This window comes from Agrobacterium sp. A3-95, assembly GCF_053521785.1.
Genome location: NZ_JBNWDR010000010.1, coordinates 214,252 through 238,848 on the forward strand (window position 1 = coordinate 214,252; position 24,597 = coordinate 238,848).

Sequence of the window (24,597 nt, forward strand, 5' to 3'; positions counted from 1 at the left end):
GGGAAGTTCAAATGCAAAAGGGTTTTCTGCTCGGTCTGTTCGCTTATGCGACCTTTTCCTTGGGCGATGCCACGATCAAGTCGCTTGGATCACAGATCAGCGTTTTCGAGATCGGCTTTTTCAGCATCCTGTTTTCCGGCATCTTCATCTTCTTCAGCAAGCCGCGTGAGGAAAGGTGGCGTGAATTCTGGCGCATGAGCCGTCCGTTTGCGGTGCACGGGCGGGCGATTTCCGGCCTGTTCGCCGGTATTCTCGGTATCTATGCCTTCACAACCATTCCGCTGGCCGAAGCCTATGCGCTGATCTTTCTCTCACCGCTGTTTGTGACAGTGCTGTCGGCTGTCGTATTGAAGGAAGATATAGGGCCATGGCGCTGGGCGGCCGTTCTGGCCGGCATCGTCGGTGTTCTGCTCGTCGTGCGGCCCGGCTTCAAGGCGCTGGAACTCGGGCACGTCGCAGCCATCGGTGTCGCATTCCTGGCGGCGATGACCATCGTGCTGCTCCGCTCGCTTGCGGGCAAGGAGAAGCGCACCTCGATAATGGGCGTGCTTTTGGTCTACGGCCTCACCTTCAACGGCATTGCCTCGATTCCCGAGTTCGTCATGCCCAATCTGCACCAGTTCGCCGCCTTTGCCTTCATCGGCCTCTGCACGGCGACGGGACAGATAACGCTGCTCGTCGCAACACGTATCGCGCCGGCCAGCCAGATTGCACCCTCGCATTATTCTCAGATCCTCTGGGCCGTGGCGATCGGCATGACTTTCTTCCACGAATATCCAGATGCGATCGCGGTGCTTGGGCTGGGTGTCATCGCCGCATCTGGACTTCTGACGATGATCCGCGAAAGGGTCAGGCTCGGCACAGTTCGCTGGAATCCGTTTTTCCGCAATCGGCTTTGAAGTCATCCATCGATCGGAAACAGTGCGTCAACCGAAGCGCGGCTTGCGGGGTGGGTGCAGACGGCCCCATAAGCTTTTCATCGATAGATGAATGGAGAGCCCAAAATGCTCGTGGATGGAAAGTGGACCGCCGAATGGCACCCGGTGCAGGCGACCGACAAGAAGGGTGGTTTCGTTCGCCAGACATCCGGCTTCCGCAACTGGGTAACGTCTGATGGTTCAGCAGGCCCGACGGGAGAGGGCGGTTTCAAGGCCGAGGCTGGGCGCTATCATCTCTATGTCGCGCTGATTTGTCCATGGGCCTCACGCACGCTGATCGGCCGCAAGCTCAAGAAGCTCGAGGATGTCATTTCGGTCTCAATTGTGGAGCCGGCGCTCTCCGACGAGGGTTGGAAATTCGGCGATTATCCAGGTTCGGATCGCGACGGGCTGAACGGCTTCGCTTATATGCACGAAGCCTATACCAGCGCCGATCCGCATTATACCGGCCGTGCCACCGTTCCGGTTCTTTGGGACAAGAAGACGAAAACCATCGTCAACAACGAATCCGCCGACATTCTCCGCATGCTGAATTCCGGCTTCGGCGATCTGGCCGATAACGACATCGATCTTTATCCGGAAGATCTGCGGGACGCGATTGATGCGCTCAACGACCATATCTATCCCCGCCTCAACAACGGTGTCTACAGAACCGGTTTTGCCACCACCCAGCTTGCCTATGAGGAAGCCTTCGCCGACGTCTTCGCGACACTTCAGGAACTTGAAACTCGCCTGGCATCAGGCGGTCCCTTCCTCTTCGGCGATCGCCTGACGGAAACGGATGTCAGGCTTTTCGTGACGCTGGTGCGTTTCGATGCCGCCTATTACGGCCTCTTCAAGTGCAACCTTCGCCGCATTGCCGACTATCGGGCCCTGCAGGCCTATATGATGCGGGTGCTGAACATTCCGGGCGTGCGTGACACGGTCAATATCGACCACATCAAGCGCGGTTATTATTCGATCAAGGCGCTCAATCCGACCCGGATCGTGCCGGTCGGCCCCGATCTGCCGGGGCTTGACGAGGTTTCCATCGGCGGCACTGTGTGAATATCTAGGCCGGCTTGCCGACCTGATCGAGAAGCCATGCCTGGAAGGCGCGGGCAAGGACATTGTCCTGCCGCCCTTCCGGCAAGGCGACGTAATAGCTCTTGTCGGTTTGCAGTGGAATGTCGAAGACGATTTCGAGACGGCCGGAGACGAGTTCCGCCTCGATCAGATATTTTGGCAGAAGGGCAAAACCGATGCCGCTTATGGCTGCTTCAATGATCATAGAAAACTGGTCGAAACGGCTGCCTCTATAGGCATTCTCCGCCGTTACCCCATTCATCTCCAGCCACTCAGTCCATAGTTTCGGCCGTGTGGTCACGTGTAGCAACGGTTGTCGGTTAAAATCCTCCGGCTCTCTCATTCCCGCGCGCTGAAGCAGAGCGGGGCTGGCGACCGGCACGATCACTTCGTTGCATAAAAAGGTGCAGGTGCCGTGAGCCCAGACCGGCTGGCCGTAATGGATGGCGAGGTCGAAACCTTCCTCATCGAAATCGAAGGGGTGCGAGCGCGAGCCGATGGTGATGGTCATTTCCGGGTTGGCGTCGATGAAGCGGTGAAGACGGGGCATCAGCCATCGGCTGCCGAAGGTTGGCAGGGTGGCGACGGAAAGTGATGCATGCGATGTTCCGGCCGAGACCGCGCGCACCATCAGCTGTTCGGATTGCTGCAACAGGCGCCGCACGTCTGGCAGGAATTTGCGACCCGCTTCCGAAAGGACGACGCGCCGGCGGATGCGTTCGAAAAGCTGCATTCCGGTCTGCGCCTCGAGTTCGCCGATCTGCCGGCTGACCGCACTTTGCGTGAGGTTGAGTTCTTCCGCCGCACGGGTAAAATTCCCATGCCTTGCGGCACACTCGAATGCTTGCAGGGTTACGATATCAGGGACCAGTCTTCTGCGCGGATCCATACCATTCTCGCATCAACTTACCCGCTTTCCTCATTGGAAAAGGGTCATTATGGCCATATATGATTACGGGAAAGAATGGAATGGTGTTTTGCCGGCTTCGACGGAGGCACCGTTTCACAAAATGATAAATTCGGGGAAAGAAGAGCGACGGGAGTTGAAAGCGCCGTATCAAAAACGGCCTTTCCTCCCCTTTGAGCCAAAAAGGATAATTTGACATGGATGCGACCACGAAGCTTGACGTGAAACAGGAAGCCGCGGCCCTGCTCGACAGAATGGGCGTCGCCCGCGATCTTTATACCGGCGGCGATATGGCGTCGTTCAGCCCGGTAACGGGTGAACAGATCGCTAGCCTCAAGACCATTTCGGTCGAGGGTGTCGCAGCCGTGGTCGACAAGGCCGATGCCGCCTTCAAGATTTGGCGCAACGTGCCTGCTCCGCGCCGTGGCGAACTGATCCGGCTTCTGGGCGAAGAACTGCGCTCCTTCAAGGCAGATCTCGGTCGGCTCGTCTCGCTGGAAGCGGGCAAGGTCCCGTCCGAAGGTCTCGGCGAAGTGCAGGAGATGATCGATATCTGCGATTTCGCGGTCGGTTTGTCCCGCCAGCTTTACGGCCTCACCATCGCCACCGAACGCCCCGGCCACCGTATGATGGAAACCTGGCATCCGCTCGGCGTTGTCGGCGTTATCTCCGCTTTCAATTTTCCGGTCGCGGTCTGGTCGTGGAACGCGGCGCTCGCGCTAGTCTGCGGCAATTCGGTGGTCTGGAAGCCATCTGAAAAGACCCCGCTGACGGCACTTGCGGTTCAGGGCATCTTCGAACGTGCCGTAGCCCGTTTTGGCGATGCGCCGGAAGGGCTGTCGCAGCTTCTGATCGGCGACCGCGCCGTTGGTGAAGCATTGGTGGACAACCCCAAGGTTCCCCTGGTTTCTGCAACCGGTTCCACCCGCATGGGCCGCGATGTCGGCCCGCGTCTGGCGAAGCGCTTCGCCCGCGCCATTCTGGAACTGGGCGGCAACAATGCCGGCATCGTCTGCCCGTCTGCCGATCTCGACATGGCGCTGCGCGCCATTGCCTTCGGCGCCATGGGCACGGCCGGCCAGCGCTGCACCACGCTTCGCCGTCTCTTCGTGCATGACAGTGTTTACGACCAGCTCGTGCCGCGTCTGAAAAAGGCCTACGCCTCCGTCTCCGTCGGCAATCCGCTCGAAACATCGGCGCTTGTCGGACCGCTGGTGGACAAGGCGGCTTTCGACGGCATGCAGAAGGCGCTCGAAGCGGCCAAGGCGCATGACGGCGTGGTGAATGGCGGCGGGCGCGTGGATACGGGTGCGCCGGATGCCTATTATGTAAAGCCGGCACTTGTCGAAATGCCTGAACAGGCAGGGCCGGTGTTGGAAGAGACCTTCGCGCCGATCCTTTATGTGATGAAGTACAGCGATCTCGATCAGGCGATTGACGCGCATAACGCCGTTGCCGCTGGTCTGTCGTCGTCGATCTTCACCCGTGACATTCAGGAATCGGAACGTTTCCTGTCCTCGGAAGGCTCGGATTGCGGCATCGCCAACGTCAATATCGGAACCTCGGGCGCGGAAATCGGCGGCGCATTCGGTGGTGAAAAGGAAACCGGCGGTGGCCGCGAATCCGGTTCGGATGCATGGAAGGCCTATATGCGCCGCGCCACCAACACGATCAACTACTCCAAGGCGCTGCCTTTGGCGCAGGGCGTTTCCTTCGATATCGAGTAAATCGCTTCGCAAGTTTGCGCATTCGATAGCGATATTGATCCATCATGCCGGTGCGGCCAGTCCGCACCGGCATTCGTCTGTTAAGCAGGCTTGTTAATGCCTCCTGCGATGATTTGCGGGAAAGAGGCGTCTCTGCGGAATTTTATTCCCGCAATATCGCTGATATTGAATTATCCTCTCTCTATCGTTTTCATCGAAAACCCTAGCATTGCTCCATATCGCAAACCGGCCCCAGGGGGGTCGGCGACAAGGAGCTAAAATGCCAGCCATTACCCGTCGTGCCCTCTCCGCCAGTTTTCTTGTTGCCGCTGCATTATCCGTGCTGCCCTTGCAGGCGCAGGCGGCGGAAGAGCTGAAGATCGGTTATCAGAAAACCGGCCTGCCGGTGATCGCGAGGCAACAGGGCGTCATCGAAAAGGCGCTTGAGGCCAAGGGCGTCAAGGTTTCGTGGGTCGAATTCACCGCAGGCCCGCCGCTGGTGGAGGCCTTGAATGTTGGCTCCATCAATGTCGGCTGGACGGGCGATGCGCCGCCAATCTTCGGTCAGGCCGCCGGTTCGGCCATCGTTTACGTTGCGGCTCTTCCCTCGAACGGTAAAGGTGAGGCGATCTTCACCAAGCCCGAGAGCGGTATAAAGTCGGTTGCCGATCTGAAAGGCAAGAAGGTCGGCGTCGGCAAGGGCACAAGCGCCCACAATCTGCTGGTGGCGGCAATTGAGAAGAACGGCCTGAAATTTAGCGATATCGACGTGGTCTATCTCAGCCCGGCTGACGCGGCGGCAGCCTTTGCCAGCGACAAGATCGACGCCTGGGCCGTCTGGGATCCGTTCTATGCAATTGCCGAGACCCGCTATAAGCCCGTCACTCTGGCCCGCACCAGCGAGGTTCTCAACGTGAGCACCTATTTCCTCGCCAACCGCGACTATGCCAAATCCCATGCCGACACCATCAATATCACGCTTGATGCCCTGGGCGAGGCGGCCAAATGGTCCGCCGCCAACCGCGACAAGGTTGCAGCAGCCCTGCATGAGGTGACAGGTGTACCGCTGGAAGCGCAGACGTTGGCTGCGAACCGTTCGGAATTCGGTATTTCGAAAATCGATGACAAGATCATTGCCAGCCAGCAGGAAACTGCCGACCGCTTTTATCGCCTGGGCCTGATCCCTAAGCAGATCAGCATCAAGGATGCCGTCTGGTCAGGCGCCACCAACTGATCCCGGATACGGAGGGCTTCGCGATGAGCATCAGAAGGCGTATCGAGGCAGGAAGCATCACGGGCTGGTTGCTTCCTGCCATCATTCTTGCCGGCTGGGAGCTTGCTGCCCGCGTCGGCCTCATTTCGGCAAACGTCCTGCCGGCTCCCTCTGCCGTCGCGGAAGCCTTCTGGCGGCTTTTGCTTTCGGGGGAACTCATCGCCAATATCGGCGTCAGCTCCGCTCGCGCTCTGGCCGGTTTCGCCGTTGGCGGCGCGATTGGCTTCATCTTCGGGCTGGCCAACGGACTGTCGCGGTTTTCCCGCAGCTTTACCGACACGACGCTGCAGATGATCCGCAACATCCCGCATCTGGCGCTCATTCCGCTCGTCATCCTCTGGTTCGGCATCGACGAGGAGGCAAAGCTTTTCCTCGTGGCACTCGGAGTGTTTTTCCCCATCTACATCAACACGCTGCTCGGCATTCAGGGGGTCGATCCGCAACTGGTGGAGATGGGGCGTACCTATGGCATGTCGCCCTTCACCCTGTTCCGGCGGGTGATCCTGCCCGGCGCGCTGCCGTCCATTTTCACCGGCCTGCGTTATGCGCTCGGCATCATGTGGCTGACGCTTATCGTGGCGGAAACGATTTCCTCCTCTTCCGGCCTCGGCTACATGGCCATGCAGGCGCGCGAGTTCCTGCTGATCGATGTCGTCGTGCTGTCGATCCTTATTTACGCGCTTCTTGGCAAGCTGGCGGACAGTTTCGCCCGCTTCCTCGAAAGCATCTTCCTGCAGTGGCATCCAGCCTTCAAGAAAGTCTGAGGTAACCCATGTCGACCAGCAATGTTACGACGTTGAGACGCCCCGATGCCCCATCATCCTCCCCTTCCGGGGCAGAGACCAAGGTTGAACAGCGCGGCAAGCAGGACGACAGCAAGGTCGCTTTCAGCTTCCGCAATGTGACCAAGACCTTTGGCGATAAACCGGTTCTGCGCGGCATCGATCTCGATGTGCGGGAAGGCGAGTTTCTGGCTATTATCGGCAAGAGTGGATGCGGCAAGAGCACGCTTTTGCGTATCTTGGCCGGTCTTGATGCGCCCACAAGCGGCACCGTTTCGAAAGACGCATCGAGCCGCACTCGCATGATGTTTCAGGAGCCGCGCCTTCTGCCATGGGAGCGCATCGCAAACAATGTATCCGTGGGCCTGACCGGCATCGCCAAAGGTGAGGCGGCCAACGAGCAGGCGCTTGCCATTCTCGAAGAGGTTGGGCTAAAGGACCGGGCGGGCGAGTGGCCCTATGTCCTGTCTGGAGGCCAGAAGCAGCGCGTGGCGCTGGCACGCGCGCTGGTGGCGCATCCGCAAATTCTGGCGTTGGATGAACCCCTCGGGGCGCTCGATGCACTCACCCGCATCGAAATGCAGCTTCTGCTGGAGCGCATCTGGCGCAAGCAGAAATTCACCGCCGTTCTCGTTACGCACGATGTTTCGGAAGCCGTCGCACTTGCAGACCGCATCGTCGTGATTGATGAGGGGCGCATCGCCCTTGATCTCGATGTGAAACTGCCGCGTCCGCGCCGACACGGCACCCCGGAATTCGCGCGGCTTGAAGAGCAGGTTCTGAACCAGCTTTTCGGTCGTGGTGAAATCGGTGGGTGATGTGATGGACCGGCAGGGTCGAGACCCTGCCGGAACCAGATAATCAGCCGATGCTCATCAGGCTGGCATTGCCGCCGGCAGCCGTTGTGTTGACGCTGACGGAGACTTCTTCCACCAGCCAGTCGAGATTGTAGGGCTGGGTTTCACGGTCAAGCGCTTCCGTCGTGGCGGCCTGAACCAGAACCAGAGGACCGGGCAGGGCGGCGATTTTCTTGTTGATCGCAACGACACGTTCCGCATCGCCCTCGATCAGCGCGCCGGCGAAGGGGGCGGATTTTTCCCAGCTGTCAGCCCAGGTGATGCGCGAGGTGACGGTTGCCGGCAATCCGTAGATCGACTTTTCCAGCCCCGACGCATTATCGATAACGACCGAGTTGCCGGTGGCAAGCGCTGCCGCAAGCTGGCGATAGAGCCCTTGCTCGGTGGCCGGAATAAGCAGCACCTTGCCGCGCGGATGCAGCGCATAGACGTTGCGTTCGCCGACTGGGCCTGCCAGTTCGGTTTCGAAACCGAGGCCGGAGAGGGCTGCGGCCTGTCTTGCGGCTTCGGCTGCAACGCTCTGGCCGTTTTCATCCAGCCAGCGGGCGAGATCGATAGCCGCCTGGTCCTGCTGGCTGGCAACGCGGTCGATCTTCGGCGCGGTTTGTGTGACGCGGCCGAGATAGAGCGGGCCGCCCGCCTTGGGGCCGGTGCCGGAGAGGCCACGCCCGCCAAAGGGCTGGACGCCGACCACGGCGCCGATGATGTTGCGGTTCACATAGAGATTACCGGCCGCGACGCGCGACAGGACATGCTGGATGGTATCGTCAAGACGCGTATGCAGGCCGAAGGTCAGGCCATAGCCGGTGGCGTTGATCTCGTCGATCAGCCGGTCGAGATTGTCGCGCTTGAACCGGATGACGTGCAGCACCGGCCCGAAGACCTCTTTCTTCAGATCGGCGAGCGATTTCATCTCGATGATTGTCGGTGGCACGAAGGTGCCCTTGCCGGTTTCGCCGGCAAGCGAAATCTGCTCGATCCGGTGGCCGAGTGCCCGCATGTGGTCGACGTGTTTTTCGATGATGCCTTTAGCTTCAGCGGTGATCACGGGGCCGACATCGACGGAAAGGCTATCGGTGCGCCCGATGCGCAGTTCGTGCAGCGCGCCTTTCAGCATCGTCAGGGTGCGGTCGGCCACATCTTCCTGCAGGCAGAGAATGCGAAGCGCCGAGCAACGCTGGCCGGCACTGTCGAAGGCAGAGGCGATGACGTCGGCGACGACCTGCTCGGCAAGCGCTGAGGAATCGACGATCATGGCGTTCTGGCCGCCGGTCTCGGCAATCAGGGGAACGGGCTGGCCGTTTGCGAGAACCCGGCCTGCGAGTTGACCCTGGATGAGCCGCGCCACTTCCGTGGATCCGGTGAACATCACACCCGCCGTGAGCGCTGAGCCGACAAGTGCCGCACCGGTCTTGCCGTCACCTGGCAGAAGTTGCACGGCGTCCTGCGGAACGCCTGCCTCATGCAGCAGGCGCACACCCTGCGCGGCGATCAACGGGGTTTCTTCGGCGGGCTTTGCCAGTACCGGATTACCGGCAACCAGTGCTGCCGTTACCTGGCCGATGAAGATGGCAAGCGGGAAGTTCCACGGGCTGATGCAGACGACCGGGCCGAGCGGTGTCTCGTTGGCCTTGAAGGTCTTCCGGGCTTCCGCTGCGTAATAACGCAGGAAGTCAATCGCCTCGCGCACCTCGGCAATGGCGTTCGGCATGGATTTTCCGGCCTCGCGCATGATGAGGCCAAGCAGGGCCGGCATTTCGGCCTGCATCCGGTCGGCAGCGCGCTCCAGGCAGGCGGCGCGCTCCTCGACCGGCGTGGAAGACCAGTTGGAGGCTGCGGCCCGTTGCATTGCCGCCTCGACATCGGCCTCTGTGGGTTCGGTTACATAACCGACGACATCATTGTGGTCGCCGGGATTGAGGACCGGGCGTGTCTTTCCGCCTGCGTGCGGTGCTGCGGCTTTCCATTCCGTCGTCGCACCTGCCTTAAGGACGTTGTCCAGCGCGGCAAGTGCCGTTTCATTCGAAAGATCGAGGCCGGCGGAATTTGCCCGTTCGGGGCCGAAGAGACCAGCGGGTGCAGCAATGCGGTCGTGCCGTGCGCCGGGAACGGGGTAAGCCTTGACCACGGTGACCGGATCTTCCAGCAGGGAAGCCACCGGCACGGCGGGATCCGCTATGCGGTTGACGAAGGAGGAGTTCGCGCCGTTTTCCAGCAGACGGCGGACGAGATAGGCAAGCAGCGTCTCGTGGGTGCCAACAGGCGCATAAAAGCGGCAGGGACGATCGAGCTTCTTCTTGCCGACGACTTCGCTGTAAAGCGGTTCGCCCATGCCGTGCAGGCACTGGAACTCATAATCGCCGAGTTTGAAGTCCGGACCGGCGAGATGGTAGATGGTCGCCATGGACTGGGCGTTGTGGGTCGCAAATTGCGGGAACACGACGTCACGCGCGGCAAGCAGCTTGCGGGCGCAGGCGATATAGGAGACATCCGTGTGCACTTTGCGGGTGAAGACGGGGAAGTCTTCCAGCCCGTCCACCTGTGCGCGCTTGATCTCCGCATCCCAGTAGGCGCCCTTGACAAGACGCACCATGATGCGGCGACCGGCACGTCGGGCGAGATCGATGATGTAGTCGAGAACAAAGGGGCAGCGGCGGCCATAGGCCTGCACAACGAAGCCTAGGCCGTTCCAACCGGCAAGATCCTTGTCGAGCGCCAGTTCCTCCAGAAGATCGAGCGACAGTTCCAGCCGGTCAGCTTCCTCGGCGTCAATGTTGAGGCCGATATCGTATTTCTTGCTGAGCAGCATCAGGGATTTCACACGCGGCAGAAGCTCCGCCATTACCCGCTCTGCCTGCGCACGGGCATAACGCGGATGCAGGGCCGAAAGCTTGATGGAAATTCCGGGGCCACCATAGATGCCACGCCCGGCGGAGGCCTTGCCGATGGCGTGGATCGCGTTTTCGTAGTCCTTGTAATAACGCTCTGCATCCTTGGCGGTGGTCGCCGCTTCGCCGAGCATGTCGTAGGAATATTGGAAACCCTGTTCCTCCAGCGGTTTCGAGCGCTTGATCGCTTCCCCAATCGTTTCGCCGGTCACGAATTGCTCGCCCATCATGCGCATCGCCATATCGACGCCGCGGCGAATGACGGGTTCGCCAGCCCTGGCGATCAGCTTGGTCAGCGCCGCCGAAAGGCCGCTGTCATTGACCGTCGAGGTCAGCTTGCCGGTGATGACGAGACCCCAGGTTGCGGCGTTGACGAACAGCGAGCGCCCGCCGCCAATGTGGGACTTCCAGTCGCCGCGGGCAATCTTGTCGCGGATCAGCGCGTCGCGGGTGGCGGTGTCGGGAATGCGCAGCAGTGCTTCGGCAAGGCACATCAGGGCCACGCCCTCATGGCTGGACAGCGAATATTCCTGCACCAGCCCCTCGACGCCGGTGCCTTTCGTCTTGGCGCGCAACGCCTCGATCAGCTTGGTTGCCGTGGTGCGAATGGCTGCGGCCTGCTCGGGCGTGACGGTCGCAGCATCGATCAGAGGCGCCAGGCACTCTTCCTCTGGGCGGCGGTAAGCGGCGGTAATTGCTTTGCGCAACGGGCTCTGCTCGCGCACGGGCGGTGCAAAATTCTGGAAAATACCGTTCACCGTCTGCTGCGGGTTTACATCGGCTTTGCTTGCACCATCGGCCATTCTGAAAATCCTGAAAAAGCTGTTGAAGACAGACTGTCAGCGGCAGCATGTCCTCCGCTCGCCGCTTGTCATTCTGCTGCGTACAATATCATTGCCGTAAAAATTGCTATGGTCCTATTTTGAGGATAGAACAGGCCATATGAACTTTTATTATTCAAAATTGGCGTTAAATCACATGGCAAATAGTCATAAAACAGACGATCTGGACCACTTCGATCTCAAGATTCTCGAGGCCCTCAGCGAAGACGGGCGCATGTCGGTGCTGCAACTGTCGAAAAGGGTCGGCCTCTCCAAGACGCCGTGCCAGACACGGCTCAAGCGGTTGGTGGATGAAGGTTATATTCTGGGCTTCCGTGCGGTGCTCAATCCGCAGAAACTGGGCGTCGACCATATCGCCTTCGCCGAGGTCAAGCTTTCCGACACACGCGAAAAGGCACTTGAGGAATTCAACACGGCGGTGCGCAAGATCAAGGAGGTGGAGGAATGCCACATGATCGCCGGCGCCTTCGATTATCTACTGAAGGTGCGCACCAGCGATATCCGCAAATACCGAAGGGTGCTCGGCGAAAAAATCTCCAGCCTTCCATCGGTTTCCAACACTTCGACATTCGTCGTGATGCAGTCGGTCAAGGAGACCGGTATCTGACAAAGCGGCGAAGAAAAACGGGCAGGCACGAGCCTACCCGTCTAATGCTTTGCGAATTCTGCCAGCTCAGCGCGCGGTGGCTGCGGCGGTAACGGCGCTCATCTGCGCGTCAGGACCGAACTCGTTTTCGTTTTCGATGCCGAGAAGTTCCTGCAGGCGCAATCGCGCGCGGCTGACACGGCTCTTGATCGTGCCAACCGGGCAACCGCAAATCTCGGCTGCTTCTTCGTAAGCAAAGCCGGAGGCGCCAATCAGCAATATCGCTTCGCGCTGATCGTCGGGCAATTTTGCAAGTGCCGTACGAAAATCCTGAAGATCGACCGAACCATGCTGTTCTGGCGGCACCGACAGGCGCGAGGTGTAAACCCCGTCGGTATCCTGTACTTCGCGGCCGGACTTGCGAATCTGGCTGTAGAATTCGTTACGCAGGATCGTCACCAGCCATGCGCGCATGTTGGTTCCGGGCTGGAAACTCTCCTGTTTCGCCCAGGCCTTCATGATCGTATCCTGCACGAGGTCGTCAGCGCGATCCCTCGAACGGATGAGTGAGATCGCGAATGCGCGCAGGTTTGGCAGTGCCGCCAGCATTTCCCGTTTGAAATTGTATTCTGTCTGCTCCGGCTCTTTCGCCATCATTCCCCCGAAGCCTTGTCTTTGGCTCTGTTTTCGGCTTCATCGAGTTTCTCGAGAAGATCGAGGAATTTGTCAGGGATGCCTTCTTCCTGAACAGCATCGTAGAGTTCCCTGAGCTTGCGGGAAATCACCGCACGTCCAGAGTGCGGGACCTGAGGGTTGGCCGGATTGTCCGGAGAATCTTGGTCCGATTGAAATATGTTCATAACGTCCGGTATTCCTTTTGTGTCGTGGCAAGAATGCGCGATGAAAAAAATAGTTCCGGCGATCCGGAACTTTTTTTATGATGCGCACGTTGCTATCGTGGGTTTGCGTTGCAGACCGCATGAAAGGGGAGAATTCCATGTCAGTTTCTACACGCATCGCACCGCACCTGCCATATCTGCGCAGGTTCGCGCGTGCCGTTTGCGGCTCTCAATCCACTGGCGATGCCTATGTTGCAGCAACACTTGAAGCTCTGATCGCCGATATCAGCATCTTCCCGCCGACAAGCAACGATCGGGTTTCGCTTTATCAATTGTTCGTATCGATTTTTAGTTCCGTCACGATCAATATAAAGGCCGATGAAAACCTGTCAGGTTGGGAAAAGCGCGCTTCCGCCAACCTCTCTGCGGTACCAGCGCTCGCCCGCCAGGCTTTCCTTCTGACCACGGTCGAAGAGTTCACAGCTTCGGAAGCAGCAGAGGTTCTGAGGGTAACTGAAGCCCAGATCGGCCAGCTGATCGATGAGGCGGCCTCTGAAATCGCCCGTCAGGTTGCCACCGATATCATGATTATCGAGGACGAACCTCTGATCGCCATGGATATCGAGCAGATGGTCACCGATCTCGGCCATCGCGTTACGGGTATTGCCCGCACGCATGCGGAGGCGATCGATCTCTTCAACCGCACGCAGCCGAAGATGATCCTTGCCGACATCCAGCTTGCAGACGGTAGCTCCGGGCTTGATGCCATGAAGGAGATCCTTCAGATGACGTCTCTGCCGGTGATCTTCATTACAGCCTTCCCTGAGCGTCTTTTGACGGGTGAGCGGCCCGAGCCGACATTCCTCGTTACGAAGCCGTTCAACCCGGACATGGTGAAAGCGCTTATCAGCCAGGCGCTGTTTTTCAACGAAAGCTCTCGCGTCGCGGCGTGAAATTTGCCGAAACCGTAGACTGTCCGGGAACAACTACGGTACCCGGACGTTCGCGGTTACGGTCGTGAGGTGATCTCACGGCTTTTTGCAGGGAGATGAATTTGCATCGGCTGGCATGGCATAACGCGGAGAGGAACGAGAGCGAGCTACACGATTCGCTCGTCCTCGCTTTGCTCGATTCGGGCGAGACAGTCATGTTACAAGACTGGAACCGCGAGTATATATTCGTGGCCAATCTGCCGGATGTGTGGCGTCTGCCGACCGATAGCCATCCCACGGATGAAAATGTGTTTGGCACCGATCTTTCAGAGCGGCTTGCCGAACTTAAAAAAGATATGAATGTGGTGGGCAGTCGGGGCATGCTGGAAGTTAATGCCGGCAATGACCGGGTTTTCCAGTTCCAGATCCATTCCACCTTCAACCAGGCGAAGCAGGCGGTGATGAAAACCACCATTCGCGAGGTGACGGCGGAACGGCGGCGCGAGCAGCTTTTGCGCTCGCTGCTGCGCGAGGTCAGCCACCGTTCCAAGAACCTCCTGGCGATCATCCAGAGCCTTGCGGGCCAGACGGCCCGTTTCAGCCTCACCAAGGATGATTTTCTGCGCAAGTTTCGGGGCCGGTTACACGCTCTTGCCCAAAGTCAGGATCTCATCACGGATTCCGACTGGAGAGGTGCTCGCATATTCGAGCTTCTTCGCCAGCAATTCGATCTCTATGTGCCGGAATATCCTAATCTCATCCACATGGAAGGTGAAAACCTGCTGCTCAATCCGAATGGAGCGCTTTATATCGGTCTGGCTTTCCATGAGCTGGTCGTCAATACGGTCAGCCACAGCGGCAATCTCGCCTATCATCCGCCAATCTCGCTGCAATGCCGACAGGAAGGCGATTTTTGTATCGTTGAGTGGATAGAGCCGATCATGCCATCGAAAGAGCCGGCGCAGGCGAGGCGCGGCAGTTTCGGCAGCGTCGTGCTGGAAAAGGTCGTTCCATCCGCACTGGGCGGGAGTGCCGAATATCACCTCACGCCGGAGCGGATCGTCTACCGGCTGAAATTTCCTTCCGGGGACGTCACCGACATTTGAAATTTCGAAATAATGGCCCTCGGCTGGAGACCTGCCTCATAGGCAGTACTTCGGCCATTTTTGCGAGAACGCAATAAAAAAGCACGGCCCATGAAAGAGCCGTGCTTTTTTATTATGACAGGTTTTCAGGGGTGAAACCTGTTTATTGTCAGCCAAGCTTCAGGCGGGGACGGGGGAATTGCTTGGCCTGCAGTAAAAATGCATCCGCCCTAATTCGGTTCCACTAAAACGTATTTTTTTTGCGGAGGGCGAAATTAGCTGCTTTTCGTCTGCAGGTACGGGGATCCAGCACGCCATTTTTCAAATCGGGCCTGCCTGATCGGGTCGCTTGGGTATAAAATAGCGCATCGGCGCTTCAAGCGACCATTCGAACCCGGTTTCGCGATACTCCGTCACCACCTGTCCGCCGAATGCGCCTTCCGCATGCCTTTTGATTACCGTGGTACCAAAGCCCTTGCGGCTTGGTTCCTTCGCCGGCGGCCCGCCCGTTTCGGTCCAGACGATATAAATCATCTGACGTCCATCTTTTTCGAGCGGCTTCCAGCTCACCGTGATTTTTCCGAGCGCAACCGACAGGGCGCCATATTTGATGGAATTTGTCGTCAGCTCATGCACCACGAGCCCGAAATTTTGCGCCGCTTCCGGAGAAAGCATGAAATCGTCCCCAGACAGCTCGAAGCGTTCCGAAACGGTGCCGAAAACGTCGAGGTGGGTCTCGATCAGCTTACGGATCGGCAAGCCCTGCCATTGAACCTCCGCCAATGCCCGGATCGACATTCCAAGACCGCGCAGGCGGTGGTCCACCTCTTTCTGGAATTCCGGGATGCTTTTGTTTTCCCGCCCCAATTGCCGGATCATCGCCTGAACCAGCGTCAGAATATTCTTGGAGCGGTGAACCAGTTCGTGCAGCAGAAGTTGCAGCCGTTCTTCCGACTGGCTTCTGTCGAAGGAAGCATTGGAGAGCGCGACGGCGACCTGGTTGGCTTCCTTGATCTTGGTATCGACGGGCGCCACGATCTCGCCTTCACCGATGCGTTCAGCCATGAGCGTGAGATCGCGAATGGAACTGCGCAATTGCCGGCCGACCAGATAGGCGCCGCCGATGGCGATGAGCACCAGCATCGTGCTGCCGATCATCATTTGCCGCCACGTGTCGACCAATGCTGCCTGACTTGCGGCAAGTGGCCCCCACATCACGGTTCGCCATTGCCAGCCCGGCAATTGGGCATAGGCATAGAGGTTGCCCTTGTCGTCGAAGAAATTGCCGCTGAAGGCCTGCATTTCTGAAAGAATGGCGGGGCTGGCAAATGGCTTGCCCACTTCCACCCCATTCTGCGCACTGGAAACGACAACACGATTGTTACCGTCGATAATGGCGACCGCCCAGTTGCGCGGCAGGTTTTCCGTGGGAATGAGCCGGCTCAGGTCACTTGTATTCTGCGTCAGGATCAGGGCATCTCCGGCGGACCCCAGATTGGGGTCGAGCGGCAAGGTAACGTTGAACACCCACTCCTTGCTCGTCGCGCCGAAAAACATGTCCGAAACGGTGATCCGACGGGATTCGATTGCCTTGGCCAGATTGGCCTCGGCCGGCACCTTGCTGAGAGGCTGGCCAAATGACACCCGGGTATTGAGATACTGTTCGCCTTCCTTGGTAGCCAGAATGGCGTACAGGCCCTCCCGTTTCAGGCTTTCGGCAACACGTCCCTGAAAAGCGGCGAGATTGCCATTCTCGAGTTCCGGGAATTGCGACAGCAGATTGAGGGAGGTGGCGATTTCCTGCAGGCGCCGATCGATGTTGCGGCTGACGACCCTGACATCCTCGATCGTCTCCCGTTGCAGGTCGTCGCGCTTTTCGCTTTCAAGGCGCAGCATCAAGTAGCCGCCGAAAAGGATAAGCGGCAGGGTGATGACGGTTGCCATCACCACCAGATAGGTGCCGATGGAGGCCGTCGGAAAAAAATTCGCACTGCGTCGACGTAAAGCCGAGAACGTGTTTTTCAGTTTTTTGCCGGGTTGAGGCATGCAAAAACTCCGGCAGTTACGGCATTGTTACGTCACGGATAATACCGCGCCATCCTCCTTTAGCAATGCCTGATTTTTTCGTTCCGGAGCCGCAAAATGTCGCAATCGCGTCTATGCGACTGAAAAAATCGGAACCATTTCAATGGTCAGCCCGTTTGCAAAGCGAACCGGTCATGGAGTGGAAAGCGAAATTCGTCACCGCCCGGCCAGTCGAAAACGATGAAAGGAAGGTACGAAAATGGCAAAGAAACTTACGATACTCGTCACCGCCGCCCTGATGGGCACGACGGCTTTCGCGCCGCTTGCCATCGCCCAGGGTACAACCCAGCCAGCACCGGCAAATCCGAGTGCTCAGACCGAACCGGCAACGCCTCCCGCCACCCCGATGGCGCCGGCGGCTCCTCTGGCCAATGATAGCGCGGCCGCGACGACAGGCGGTGCCTACATCACCCAGCAGGGCGAAACGCAGATCAGCGCCAATGATTACATCGGCAAGTCGGTTTATACCGCAGCCGATGAGAGCATCGGTAACGTCACCAACCTCATCATGGAAAAAGACGGCGGTCTCGTCGCAGCCGTGATTGGTGTCGGCGGTTTCCTCGGTATCGGTGCCAAGGATGTCGCGGTGCCTATGGACAAGGTAACGATGACCCGCAACACGCAGGACGGCACAATTCGCCTGACGACGACTGAAACGGCGGAAACGCTGAAGGCTGCTCCGGAATTCAAGACGCTGGAACAGCAGGCCAGCGAAAAGAGTGCGGCAACGCCGGCAGCTCCGGACAGCACCACCACGTCCGCCACCAAGCCCTGATCCCCTTACCTGGGAGGCAGGAGCGGGATCGACCTCAACAGGCGTCCCGCGAGAGACACCGGCCATTGGCCGGTGTCTTTTTGTTTTAAATTGCGTTCGCTCAGTCCCCGGCGTTGCGCGAGGAATGCCAAGCCCAGGCGGATTTGATGATATCAGACAGGGAATAACGCGGCTCCCAGCCCAACACCGCCTTTGCCTTGTCGTTATTGGCGACAAGGGTGGTGGAATCGCCATCGCGGCGGTCGGTATATTCTACCGGGAAGGGGCGGCCGGATACGTCCGAAATCGCCGTCAGCAACTCCTTCACTGTCGTGCCGGTGCCGGTGCCAAGGTTGAGTTCAACCGTTTCACCGCCCGCCAGCAGATAGTCCACTGCCCGCACATGGGCGTCGGCAAGATCGAGAATATGGATGTAGTCACGCACGCAGGTGCCGTCGCGGGTGTCATAATCCGTGCCGAACACCTTGAAGCCTTGACGCCGACCGAGTGCCGCCTCGATGGCGAGCGGGATTGCGTGGGTTTCCGGCTTGTGCCATTCGCCGATGCGGCCTTCGAAATCTGCACCTGCGGCGTTGAAATAGCGCAGTATCACTGAGCGCAGCCCCTTATAGGTGCTGTAATCCTTCAGCGCCTGCTCGACTACCCATTTGGTGCGGCCGTAAGGGTTAATCGGCGCCTGGCGGTGCGTCTCGTCAATCGGCACCTGTTCCGGCAAACCGTAGGTGGCGCAGGTGGAGGAGAAAACAAATGCCGTGACCCCGGCATCGATGGCGGCAGACAGCAGGTTGAGCGAACCGATGACGTTGTTGTCGTAGAAGGCCACAGGTTGCTTTACCGATTCGCCGACTTCAATCAGCGCCGCAAAGTGGAGTACGGCCTCCGGCTGGTGCTTGGCGAAAACCTCGTCCAGGCGTGCGCGGTCGCGAATGTCGCCCTGCTCGAAGGGTCCCCAGCGGACGAATTCCTCATGTCCATTGGACAGATTGTCGAAAACGACCGGTTCATATCCCCGCTCAGACAGGAGAAGGCAGGTATGCGAACCGATATAGCCGGCACCGCCGACGACAAGGACTTTCTTCTTCATCAATCGCCTTTCAGAAAAAAACGGGACGTGCGGGAGACTGTATTTCACTTTGTTCAAATAAGGGCGGCGTGGCACTGAGCACCATCAACCAGTCTATCCATCGCGGGTAACATAAAAAAAACTGCGCATCCATGGTCTGGATGCGCAGCAGCAAATGAGAGTTTGACGAAGAGCCTTAAACGCGCCCGAAGGCGTGCCTATTTCTTTTTCCTGGTGTTGGCTCTGGTTGCCAGAAAGCCGGCAGCCATTGCAACGGCGAGCGTCGCGTAGGGGCGCGCCTGGATCGCCAGCGTCAGCAGCGATTGCAGCGCCAGAGGTGCTGCGGTCAAGGGAGCCGCCGTCAAGGATGCGACGGGTCGTCTTGCGGCATAGGCTCGCGGACGTTTGACGATCGCAAGCGCCACCAACATGATGACACCAAGCAGAAACGCCGTACCGGCTACGACAATCGCGGCCGGCCCTGCGCCGACATGCCAGGCCAGATAGATGGACCCCGCCACGACAGCCGCTACGAAGGCGATCAGGAAGAATATCCCGGTCAGCACCCAAAGGATTATCGTGGCGCGCAGGCGCCGCGTCACGACGCGTCCTTCACGCTGGGTGTCTCCCAGATAGACCAGCAATGCCTCAAGCATGATGCGGCCTTATCGACGTGTGAGGAGGGCGAGCACGAAACCGACACCAACGGCGATGCCGAGGGACTGCAGCGGGTTCTTCTGGACCTGATCCGTCAGATTGTCGTTCAGCGAGGAAATTTCGTTGCGAACGCTGTCGGCCATCTCGCCGGAAGCGGTCAGTGCGTCGTCGGCCACGCGGGCGGCCTGCGCCTTCAGTTCATGCGAGGCTCCAACGCCCAGCGCCTTAACGCTCTTGGCAAGATTTGCCAGATCTTCGCGAAGTTGGGCAAGCTGTGCTGCCACATCGGCTGCATCGCCGTTTTCGAGGGATTGCTGGATCTTGTCGTTGACGCTGCTACGCACGCTTGCCATGGGTGAAGTCCTTCCTGGAACATCGTTGATGGAAATGGCGTCAGGTCAAAAAGACTGCCGCCGCGGATCAATGCCGACGCTTACGAACTTTCGTTGCGGCAGCCGTAAACCCGATTGTCCGCCATTCAAACGCGCCGATGCCCGCTTGGTTCCGCGGCTTGGCGAGTTTTCTCCCGCGGATTTTGCGGCGGGGGCAATTTTCCGGGAATTCGGTGCCGGACATTTGTTTTCCTGTAACAAGCATCATATAAGGCCCATCATCCAGACGGACCTTGACTTCAATCAATATGTGAAACGCCATGCTTCAGACGCCCTATTACCTCATCGACAAGACAAAACTTCTTCGCAACATGGAGAAGATTGCCTATGTGCGGGAAAAATCCGGCGCCAAGGCGCTTCTGGCGCTGAAGTGCTTTGCAACATGGTCCGTTTTCGATTTCATGTCGCAATATATGGACGGCACCACCTCGTCGTCGCTTTATGAAGTACGTCTGGGCCGCGAGAAATTCAGTGGCGAAACCCACGCCTATTCCGTCGCTTATGCCGACTACGAAATCGACGAGGTGATTTCGAACGCGGACAAGATCATCTTCAATTCCATCAGCCAGCTTGAGCGCTTTGCAGAAAAGGCCTCCGGTATCACCCGGGGTCTGCGCCTCAATCCGCAGGTCAGCTCTTCGAGCTTCGATCTTGCCGATCCCGCACGTCCCTTCAGCCGTCTCGGCGAATGGGATGTCGCCAAGGTCGACAAGGTCATGGACCGGATTTCTGGCTTCATGATCCACAACAATTGCGAAAACGGCGATTTTTCGTTGTTCGACCGCATGTTGACGCAGATCGAAGAGAAATTCGGATCGCTCCTGTCGCGTGCGGAATGGGTCAGCCTCGGCGGCGGCATCCATTTTACCGGCGACAACTATCCGCTCGACCAGTTCTGCGATCGCCTGGCGGCCTTTTCGGAAAAATACGGCGTTCAGGTCTATCTTGAGCCCGGCGAAGCGTCGATCACCAAGAGCACGACGCTTGAAGTGACGGTTCTCGACACGCTGTTCAATGGCAAGAACCTCGCCATCGTCGACAGCTCCATCGAAGCGCATATGCTTGACCTCCTGATCTACCGCGAAACCGCCAAGGTTTTGCCGAACGAGGGCGAACATCCCTACATGGTCTGCGGTAAATCCTGCCTTGCCGGCGATATTTTCGGCGACTTCCGGTTCGACAAGGAGCTGAAGGTCGGTGATCGTATCTCCTTTGAGGATGCGGCCGGCTACACCATGGTCAAGAAGAACTGGTTCAATGGCGTGAAGATGCCGGCGATTGCCATCAAGGAACTCGACGGCAGCGTGCGTGCCGTTCGCGAATTCGACTTTGCCGATTTCGAGCAAAGCCTGTCTTAAACCCTGTTTTAACATGAAACGAAGCTGATCCCTGCGGGGAAAAGGAGGCATCACCTGAAATGAAGAAGAACGTTCTGATCATCGGCGCCGGTGGCGTAGCACAGGTCGTGGCGCATAAATGCGCCCAGAACAGCGATGTATTGGGAGACATTCATATTGCGTCACGGACTTTGGAAAAGTGCCGCAAGATTGTCGAGTCCGTACGCGAAAAGAAGAGCCTCAAGACAGATGTGAAACTTGAGGCCCATGCGCTTGACGCGATGGATATCGAGGCGACGAAAGCCTTGATTACGAAAACCGGCGTAGAGATCGTCATCAACGTCGGTTCGGCTTTCGTCAACATGTCCGTTCTTCGTGCCTGCATGGACACGGGTGTTGCTTATATGGATACGGCGATCCACGAGGATCCCACCAAGATTTGCGAGGCGCCGCCGTGGTACGGAAACTACGAGTGGAAGCGCGCTGCCGAATGCAAGGAAAAGGGCGTAACGGCACTGCTCGGCGTCGGTTTCGATCCCGGCGTGGTCAATGCCTATGCCCGCCTTGCCAAGGATGAATATTTCGACAAGGTCACTTCGGTCGATATCGTCGATATCAATGCCGGCAGCCATGGCCGCTGGTTCTCCACCAACTTCGATCCGGAAATCAACTTCCGCGAATTCACCGGTGTCGTCTATTCCTGGCAGAATGGCCAGTGGCAGACGAACCAGATGTTCGAGGTCGGCCAGGAATTCGATCTGCCGGTTGTCGGCAAGCAGAAGGCCTATATGACCGGCCATGACGAAGTGCATTCGCTATCCAAAAACATGGATGGCGCCGATGTGCGCTTCTGGATGGGCTTCGGCGATCACTACATCAACGTCTTTACCGTGCTGAAGAACCTCGGTCTTCTCTCCGAAAAGCCGGTCAAGACTGCCGAAGGTCTGGAAGTCGTGCCGTTGAAGGTGGTCAAGGCCGTATTGCCGGATCCGTCTTCGCTTGCACCCGACTATGTCGGCAAGACCTGCATCGGCGATGTCGTCAAGGGCATCAAGGATGGCAAGGAACGCGAAGTCTTCATCTACAACGTGGCCGACCACAAGGAAGCCTACGAGGAAGTTGGATCGCAGGGCATTTCCTACACCGCCGGCGTTCCTCCGGTCGCCGCCGCCATGCTGATTGCCACCGGCGAGTGGGATGTGAAGCAGATGGCCAATGTGGAAGAACTGCCACCGCAGCCTTTCCTGAACCTTCTGAACAAGATTGGCCTTCCAAGCCGTATCAAGGACGAAAACGGCGACCGCGCCCTGACGTTCTGATCCATCAAGACAATAAAAAGCCCCGCAAAAGCGGGGCTTTTTTTGTGATGAAGTTTGCCAGTTACTTGGCATCATCCTCGGCCTTAAGCCGAGGATTTACCGCACGGTACTGACCCGCGCATCAGCCCTTTGCCGGCTTCGGTCCGCGCTTTTCGAAAGGCCGGTCCTTCTTGCCTTCGAATTTGGGCTTGTCGCCGAAGGTCTTTTTCTTTTTCCAGGGCTTGTCGTCGCCCTTGCGGTCGTCGGCTGCGCCGCCAGCATTATTGGGTTTGTTGAACTTCCGCTGAGCCGTGGCCGGGCGGGTGTCCTCACGAACACTGCCGGTCATTTCCGGCTTGCCTTCCAGCGCCTTCAGACGAATGCCCTTTTCGAGCATCATGTCCTTGCCGATGGCGGAGGTGAAACGATCAACGGCATCGGCCGCCAGTTCCACGAAGGTCTCCGTCTGCTGCATGCGGATGGCGCCGATATCCTGACGGGTGATCTTGCCGAAGCGGCAGAGCATGGGGATGAGCCAGCGCGGTTCGGCGCTCTGCTTGCGGCCCACCGAAAGCGAAAACCAAGCGCTGTCGGAAAAGTCGGAACGTTCGCGGCGCGGCGCGTCGTTTTCAGGGGTTTCGAAGCTGTCGCGGCGCGGTTTGCGGGTATTGTCCAACGCGACTTCGGTGATGTCTTCCGGGGCGGAACGTCCGGCGTGATAAAGGCGCACGAAGGCGGCTGCTACTTTTTCCGCGCCATGCTGCTCGAGCAGCTGCTTGACGAAATCACGCTCGTCATCGGCCACGGCCTCGGTGAGAGCCGGATCGGCCAGGAGACGGGCACCGTCGCGTTCAACGATCTCTTCGACCGAAGGCGGGCGAACCCATGCTGCGCTGACCTTGGCACCTTCCAGAAGGCGTTCGGCCTTGCGGCGCTGGTTGACAGGCACCACGATGGCGCTGACGCCCTTTTGCCCGGCGCGGCCGGTACGGCCGGAACGGTGGAGAAGCGTTTCCGAATTGGTCGGCAGGTCGGCGTGGATAACCAGTTCGAGACCAGGCAGGTCGATGCCGCGTGCAGCAACGTCAGTCGCCACGCAAACCCGGGCGCGACCGTCACGCATTGCCTGAAGCGCATGCGTGCGTTCGTTCTGGGTCAGTTCGCCTGAAAGCGCCACGACGGAAAAGCCGCGATTGTTCAGACGGGCCGTCAGATGGTTTACGGCCGCACGTGTGGAGCAGAAAACGATGGCGTTGCGGGCTTCGTAAAAGCGCAGCGCATTGATGATGGCGTTTTCGCGGTCGGAGCCGGTCACCAGCAAGGCGCGGTATTCGATGTCCACATGCTGCTTCTGTTCTGAGGCGGTGGCGATGCGAACGGCGTTCTTCTGGTAGCTTTCGGCAAGCTTGGCGATGCTGCGCGGAACGGTGGCCGAGAACATCAGCGTGCGGCGGTTATCCGGCGATTCTTCCAGAATGAATTCCAGATCTTCGCGGAAGCCGAGATCGAGCATCTCGTCGGCCTCGTCCAGTACCACGGCGCGTAGCGACGACAGATCGAGCGCGCCGCGCTTGATGTGGTCGCAGAGGCGGCCGGGGGTGCCGACGATAATATGCGCGCCTCGCTCCAGTGCGCGTCGTTCGCTGCGGATATCCATCCCGCCAACACAGGACGCAATCGATACGCCGGCGAATTCATAAAGCCATTCCAGCTCGCGCTTGACCTGCATGGCCAGTTCGCGGGTAGGCGCAATGGCGAGTGCCAGCGGCGCGGAAGCCTGGCCGAAACGGGTGTTTTCCGACAGTAGCGTGGTCGCGAGCGCAATGCCGAAGGCAACTGTCTTGCCGGAGCCGGTCTGCGCGGAAACCAGCGCGTCCTTGTCGGCGAGTTCCGGCGAAAGCATGGCCTTCTGCACGGGGGTCAAATCTTTGTAGCCGCGTTTTTCCAACGCCTGCGCGATCGCCGGGGCGATACCCTGGGTGTCTGTCATCTACCGTCTTTCGGATATGAAGCTGCCTGCATCCGCCCGAAACCAATAGGTCCTAAAGTCTCCGGGGCAGCCGATGCAGGCCATTACGGCCATTTGGCCGGTTGCATTGCCGCGCTCCATACTGCGAATAGGCCCGTTTGTACAGTGCACTGCGGTACGCTCTTTCACAGCGCCGCATGCGGTCGCCCATTCCATCCCGACATCTTCTTTCGCCGGGGCTATAAAAAAAGGCGTACCGCATGGTTCATAAACGGCATTGCGTGCCCCCCGCCTTTTCGCTAAGAGACCCGCAACTTGAGG

The 24,597-nt window shown here is 58.6% G+C and carries 22 protein-coding genes; 12 read left to right on the forward strand and 10 right to left on the reverse strand.

Annotated features, from left to right (window positions below):
* Positions 1–11: 11 nt before the first annotated feature.
* Together ACQZ5Y_RS23545 and ACQZ5Y_RS23550 are read left to right on the forward strand one after the other, a co-directional pair.
* On the forward strand, positions 12–899 hold the full coding sequence (locus ACQZ5Y_RS23545) for a DMT family transporter (protein WP_004432025.1): 888 nt from the start codon (positions 12–14) through the stop codon (positions 897–899).
* A gap of 105 nt (positions 900–1,004) precedes the next feature.
* Positions 1,005–1,985, forward strand: coding sequence for a glutathione S-transferase family protein (locus tag ACQZ5Y_RS23550; RefSeq protein WP_111799416.1), 981 nt, complete (start codon positions 1,005–1,007; stop codon positions 1,983–1,985).
* A gap of 4 nt (positions 1,986–1,989) precedes the next feature.
* On the opposite strand, the gene ACQZ5Y_RS23555 is transcribed toward ACQZ5Y_RS23550, so the two are convergent.
* The gene (locus ACQZ5Y_RS23555; RefSeq protein ID WP_004432029.1) at positions 1,990–2,892 is read right to left on the reverse strand and encodes a LysR family transcriptional regulator; all 903 of its coding nucleotides are present in this window, start codon (positions 2,890–2,892) and stop codon (positions 1,990–1,992) included.
* Positions 2,893–3,107: 215 nt separating this feature from the next.
* On the opposite strand from ACQZ5Y_RS23555, the gene amaB reads away from it, so the two are divergent.
* From amaB to ACQZ5Y_RS23575, 4 genes are all read left to right on the forward strand, one after another.
* Positions 3,108–4,637 (forward strand): L-piperidine-6-carboxylate dehydrogenase, encoded by a 1,530-nt coding sequence (gene amaB / locus ACQZ5Y_RS23560; protein ID WP_013762124.1) that lies wholly within the window; start codon positions 3,108–3,110, stop codon positions 4,635–4,637.
* A 259-nt stretch (positions 4,638–4,896) separates the two neighbouring features.
* Positions 4,897–5,850 carry an aliphatic sulfonate ABC transporter substrate-binding protein gene (locus tag ACQZ5Y_RS23565; RefSeq protein ID WP_004432036.1) on the forward strand — a complete coding sequence of 318 codons (954 nt, stop codon included), beginning with the start codon at positions 4,897–4,899 and terminating at the stop codon, positions 5,848–5,850.
* Between the two features lie 23 nt (positions 5,851–5,873).
* Positions 5,874–6,653 (forward strand): ABC transporter permease subunit, encoded by a 780-nt coding sequence (locus ACQZ5Y_RS23570; protein ID WP_004432039.1) that lies wholly within the window; start codon positions 5,874–5,876, stop codon positions 6,651–6,653.
* Between the two features lie 8 nt (positions 6,654–6,661).
* A complete protein-coding gene (locus ACQZ5Y_RS23575) occupies positions 6,662–7,489 on the forward strand; it encodes an ABC transporter ATP-binding protein (protein WP_019566504.1) in 828 nt (275 codons plus the stop codon).
* Positions 7,490–7,532: 43 nt separating this feature from the next.
* Here ACQZ5Y_RS23575 and putA read toward each other — a convergent pair whose 3' ends face one another.
* On the reverse strand, positions 7,533–11,219 hold the full coding sequence (putA, locus tag ACQZ5Y_RS23580; protein ID WP_111799417.1) for a trifunctional transcriptional regulator/proline dehydrogenase/L-glutamate gamma-semialdehyde dehydrogenase: 3,687 nt from the start codon (positions 11,217–11,219) through the stop codon (positions 7,533–7,535).
* Between the two features lie 175 nt (positions 11,220–11,394).
* Between putA and ACQZ5Y_RS23585 the strand changes: the two genes are divergently transcribed.
* Positions 11,395–11,865 (forward strand): Lrp/AsnC ligand binding domain-containing protein, encoded by a 471-nt coding sequence (locus tag ACQZ5Y_RS23585; RefSeq protein ID WP_004432060.1) that lies wholly within the window; start codon positions 11,395–11,397, stop codon positions 11,863–11,865.
* Positions 11,866–11,931: 66 nt separating this feature from the next.
* On the opposite strand, the gene ACQZ5Y_RS23590 is transcribed toward ACQZ5Y_RS23585, so the two are convergent.
* Positions 11,932–12,498 carry an RNA polymerase sigma factor gene (locus tag ACQZ5Y_RS23590; RefSeq protein WP_004432061.1) on the reverse strand — a complete coding sequence of 189 codons (567 nt, stop codon included), beginning with the start codon at positions 12,496–12,498 and terminating at the stop codon, positions 11,932–11,934.
* The gene (locus ACQZ5Y_RS23595; RefSeq protein WP_004432062.1) at positions 12,498–12,704 is read right to left on the reverse strand and encodes a NepR family anti-sigma factor; all 207 of its coding nucleotides are present in this window, start codon (positions 12,702–12,704) and stop codon (positions 12,498–12,500) included. Before ACQZ5Y_RS23595 ends, ACQZ5Y_RS23590 begins: the two co-directional genes overlap by 1 nt.
* Positions 12,705–12,841: 137 nt before the next feature.
* Between ACQZ5Y_RS23595 and ACQZ5Y_RS23600 the strand changes: the two genes are divergently transcribed.
* Positions 12,842–13,636, forward strand: coding sequence for a response regulator (locus tag ACQZ5Y_RS23600; RefSeq protein ID WP_004432063.1), 795 nt, complete (start codon positions 12,842–12,844; stop codon positions 13,634–13,636).
* Positions 13,637–13,731: 95 nt separating this feature from the next.
* Positions 13,732–14,721: a sensor histidine kinase gene (locus ACQZ5Y_RS23605; RefSeq protein WP_035252645.1), complete on the forward strand. Its 990-nt coding sequence runs from the start codon at positions 13,732–13,734 to the stop codon at positions 14,719–14,721.
* A 300-nt stretch (positions 14,722–15,021) separates the two neighbouring features.
* Here ACQZ5Y_RS23605 and ACQZ5Y_RS23610 read toward each other — a convergent pair whose 3' ends face one another.
* Positions 15,022–16,746, reverse strand: coding sequence for a sensor histidine kinase (locus ACQZ5Y_RS23610; RefSeq protein ID WP_174060230.1), 1,725 nt, complete (start codon positions 16,744–16,746; stop codon positions 15,022–15,024).
* Positions 16,747–16,984: 238 nt separating this feature from the next.
* Here ACQZ5Y_RS23610 and ACQZ5Y_RS23615 point away from each other — a divergent pair, with 238 nt between their 5' ends.
* Positions 16,985–17,560, forward strand: coding sequence for a PRC-barrel domain-containing protein (locus ACQZ5Y_RS23615; protein ID WP_004432071.1), 576 nt, complete (start codon positions 16,985–16,987; stop codon positions 17,558–17,560).
* Positions 17,561–17,660: 100 nt separating this feature from the next.
* On the opposite strand, the gene galE is transcribed toward ACQZ5Y_RS23615, so the two are convergent.
* From galE to ACQZ5Y_RS23635, 4 genes are all read right to left on the reverse strand, one after another.
* Complete coding sequence (galE, locus tag ACQZ5Y_RS23620) at positions 17,661–18,644, reverse strand: UDP-glucose 4-epimerase GalE (RefSeq protein ID WP_174060231.1); 984 nt, start codon at positions 18,642–18,644, stop codon at positions 17,661–17,663.
* A 197-nt stretch (positions 18,645–18,841) separates the two neighbouring features.
* Complete coding sequence (locus tag ACQZ5Y_RS23625) at positions 18,842–19,279, reverse strand: hypothetical protein (RefSeq protein WP_174060232.1); 438 nt, start codon at positions 19,277–19,279, stop codon at positions 18,842–18,844.
* Positions 19,280–19,288: 9 nt separating this feature from the next.
* The gene (locus ACQZ5Y_RS23630; protein ID WP_004432077.1) at positions 19,289–19,633 is read right to left on the reverse strand and encodes a DUF883 family protein; all 345 of its coding nucleotides are present in this window, start codon (positions 19,631–19,633) and stop codon (positions 19,289–19,291) included.
* A 67-nt stretch (positions 19,634–19,700) separates the two neighbouring features.
* On the reverse strand, positions 19,701–19,934 hold the full coding sequence (locus ACQZ5Y_RS23635; RefSeq protein WP_004432079.1) for a hypothetical protein: 234 nt from the start codon (positions 19,932–19,934) through the stop codon (positions 19,701–19,703).
* On the opposite strand from ACQZ5Y_RS23635, the gene nspC reads away from it, so the two are divergent.
* Both nspC and ACQZ5Y_RS23645 read left to right on the forward strand, forming a co-directional pair.
* Complete coding sequence (gene nspC / locus ACQZ5Y_RS23640) at positions 19,933–21,030, forward strand: carboxynorspermidine decarboxylase (RefSeq protein WP_013762135.1); 1,098 nt, start codon at positions 19,933–19,935, stop codon at positions 21,028–21,030. The genes ACQZ5Y_RS23635 and nspC overlap by 2 nt on opposite strands.
* A gap of 59 nt (positions 21,031–21,089) precedes the next feature.
* On the forward strand, positions 21,090–22,328 hold the full coding sequence (locus tag ACQZ5Y_RS23645; protein WP_013762136.1) for a saccharopine dehydrogenase family protein: 1,239 nt from the start codon (positions 21,090–21,092) through the stop codon (positions 22,326–22,328).
* Positions 22,329–22,449: 121 nt separating this feature from the next.
* Here ACQZ5Y_RS23645 and ACQZ5Y_RS23650 read toward each other — a convergent pair whose 3' ends face one another.
* A complete protein-coding gene (locus ACQZ5Y_RS23650; RefSeq protein ID WP_004432087.1) occupies positions 22,450–24,297 on the reverse strand; it encodes a DEAD/DEAH box helicase in 1,848 nt (615 codons plus the stop codon).
* Between the last annotated feature and the right edge of the window lie 300 nt (positions 24,298–24,597).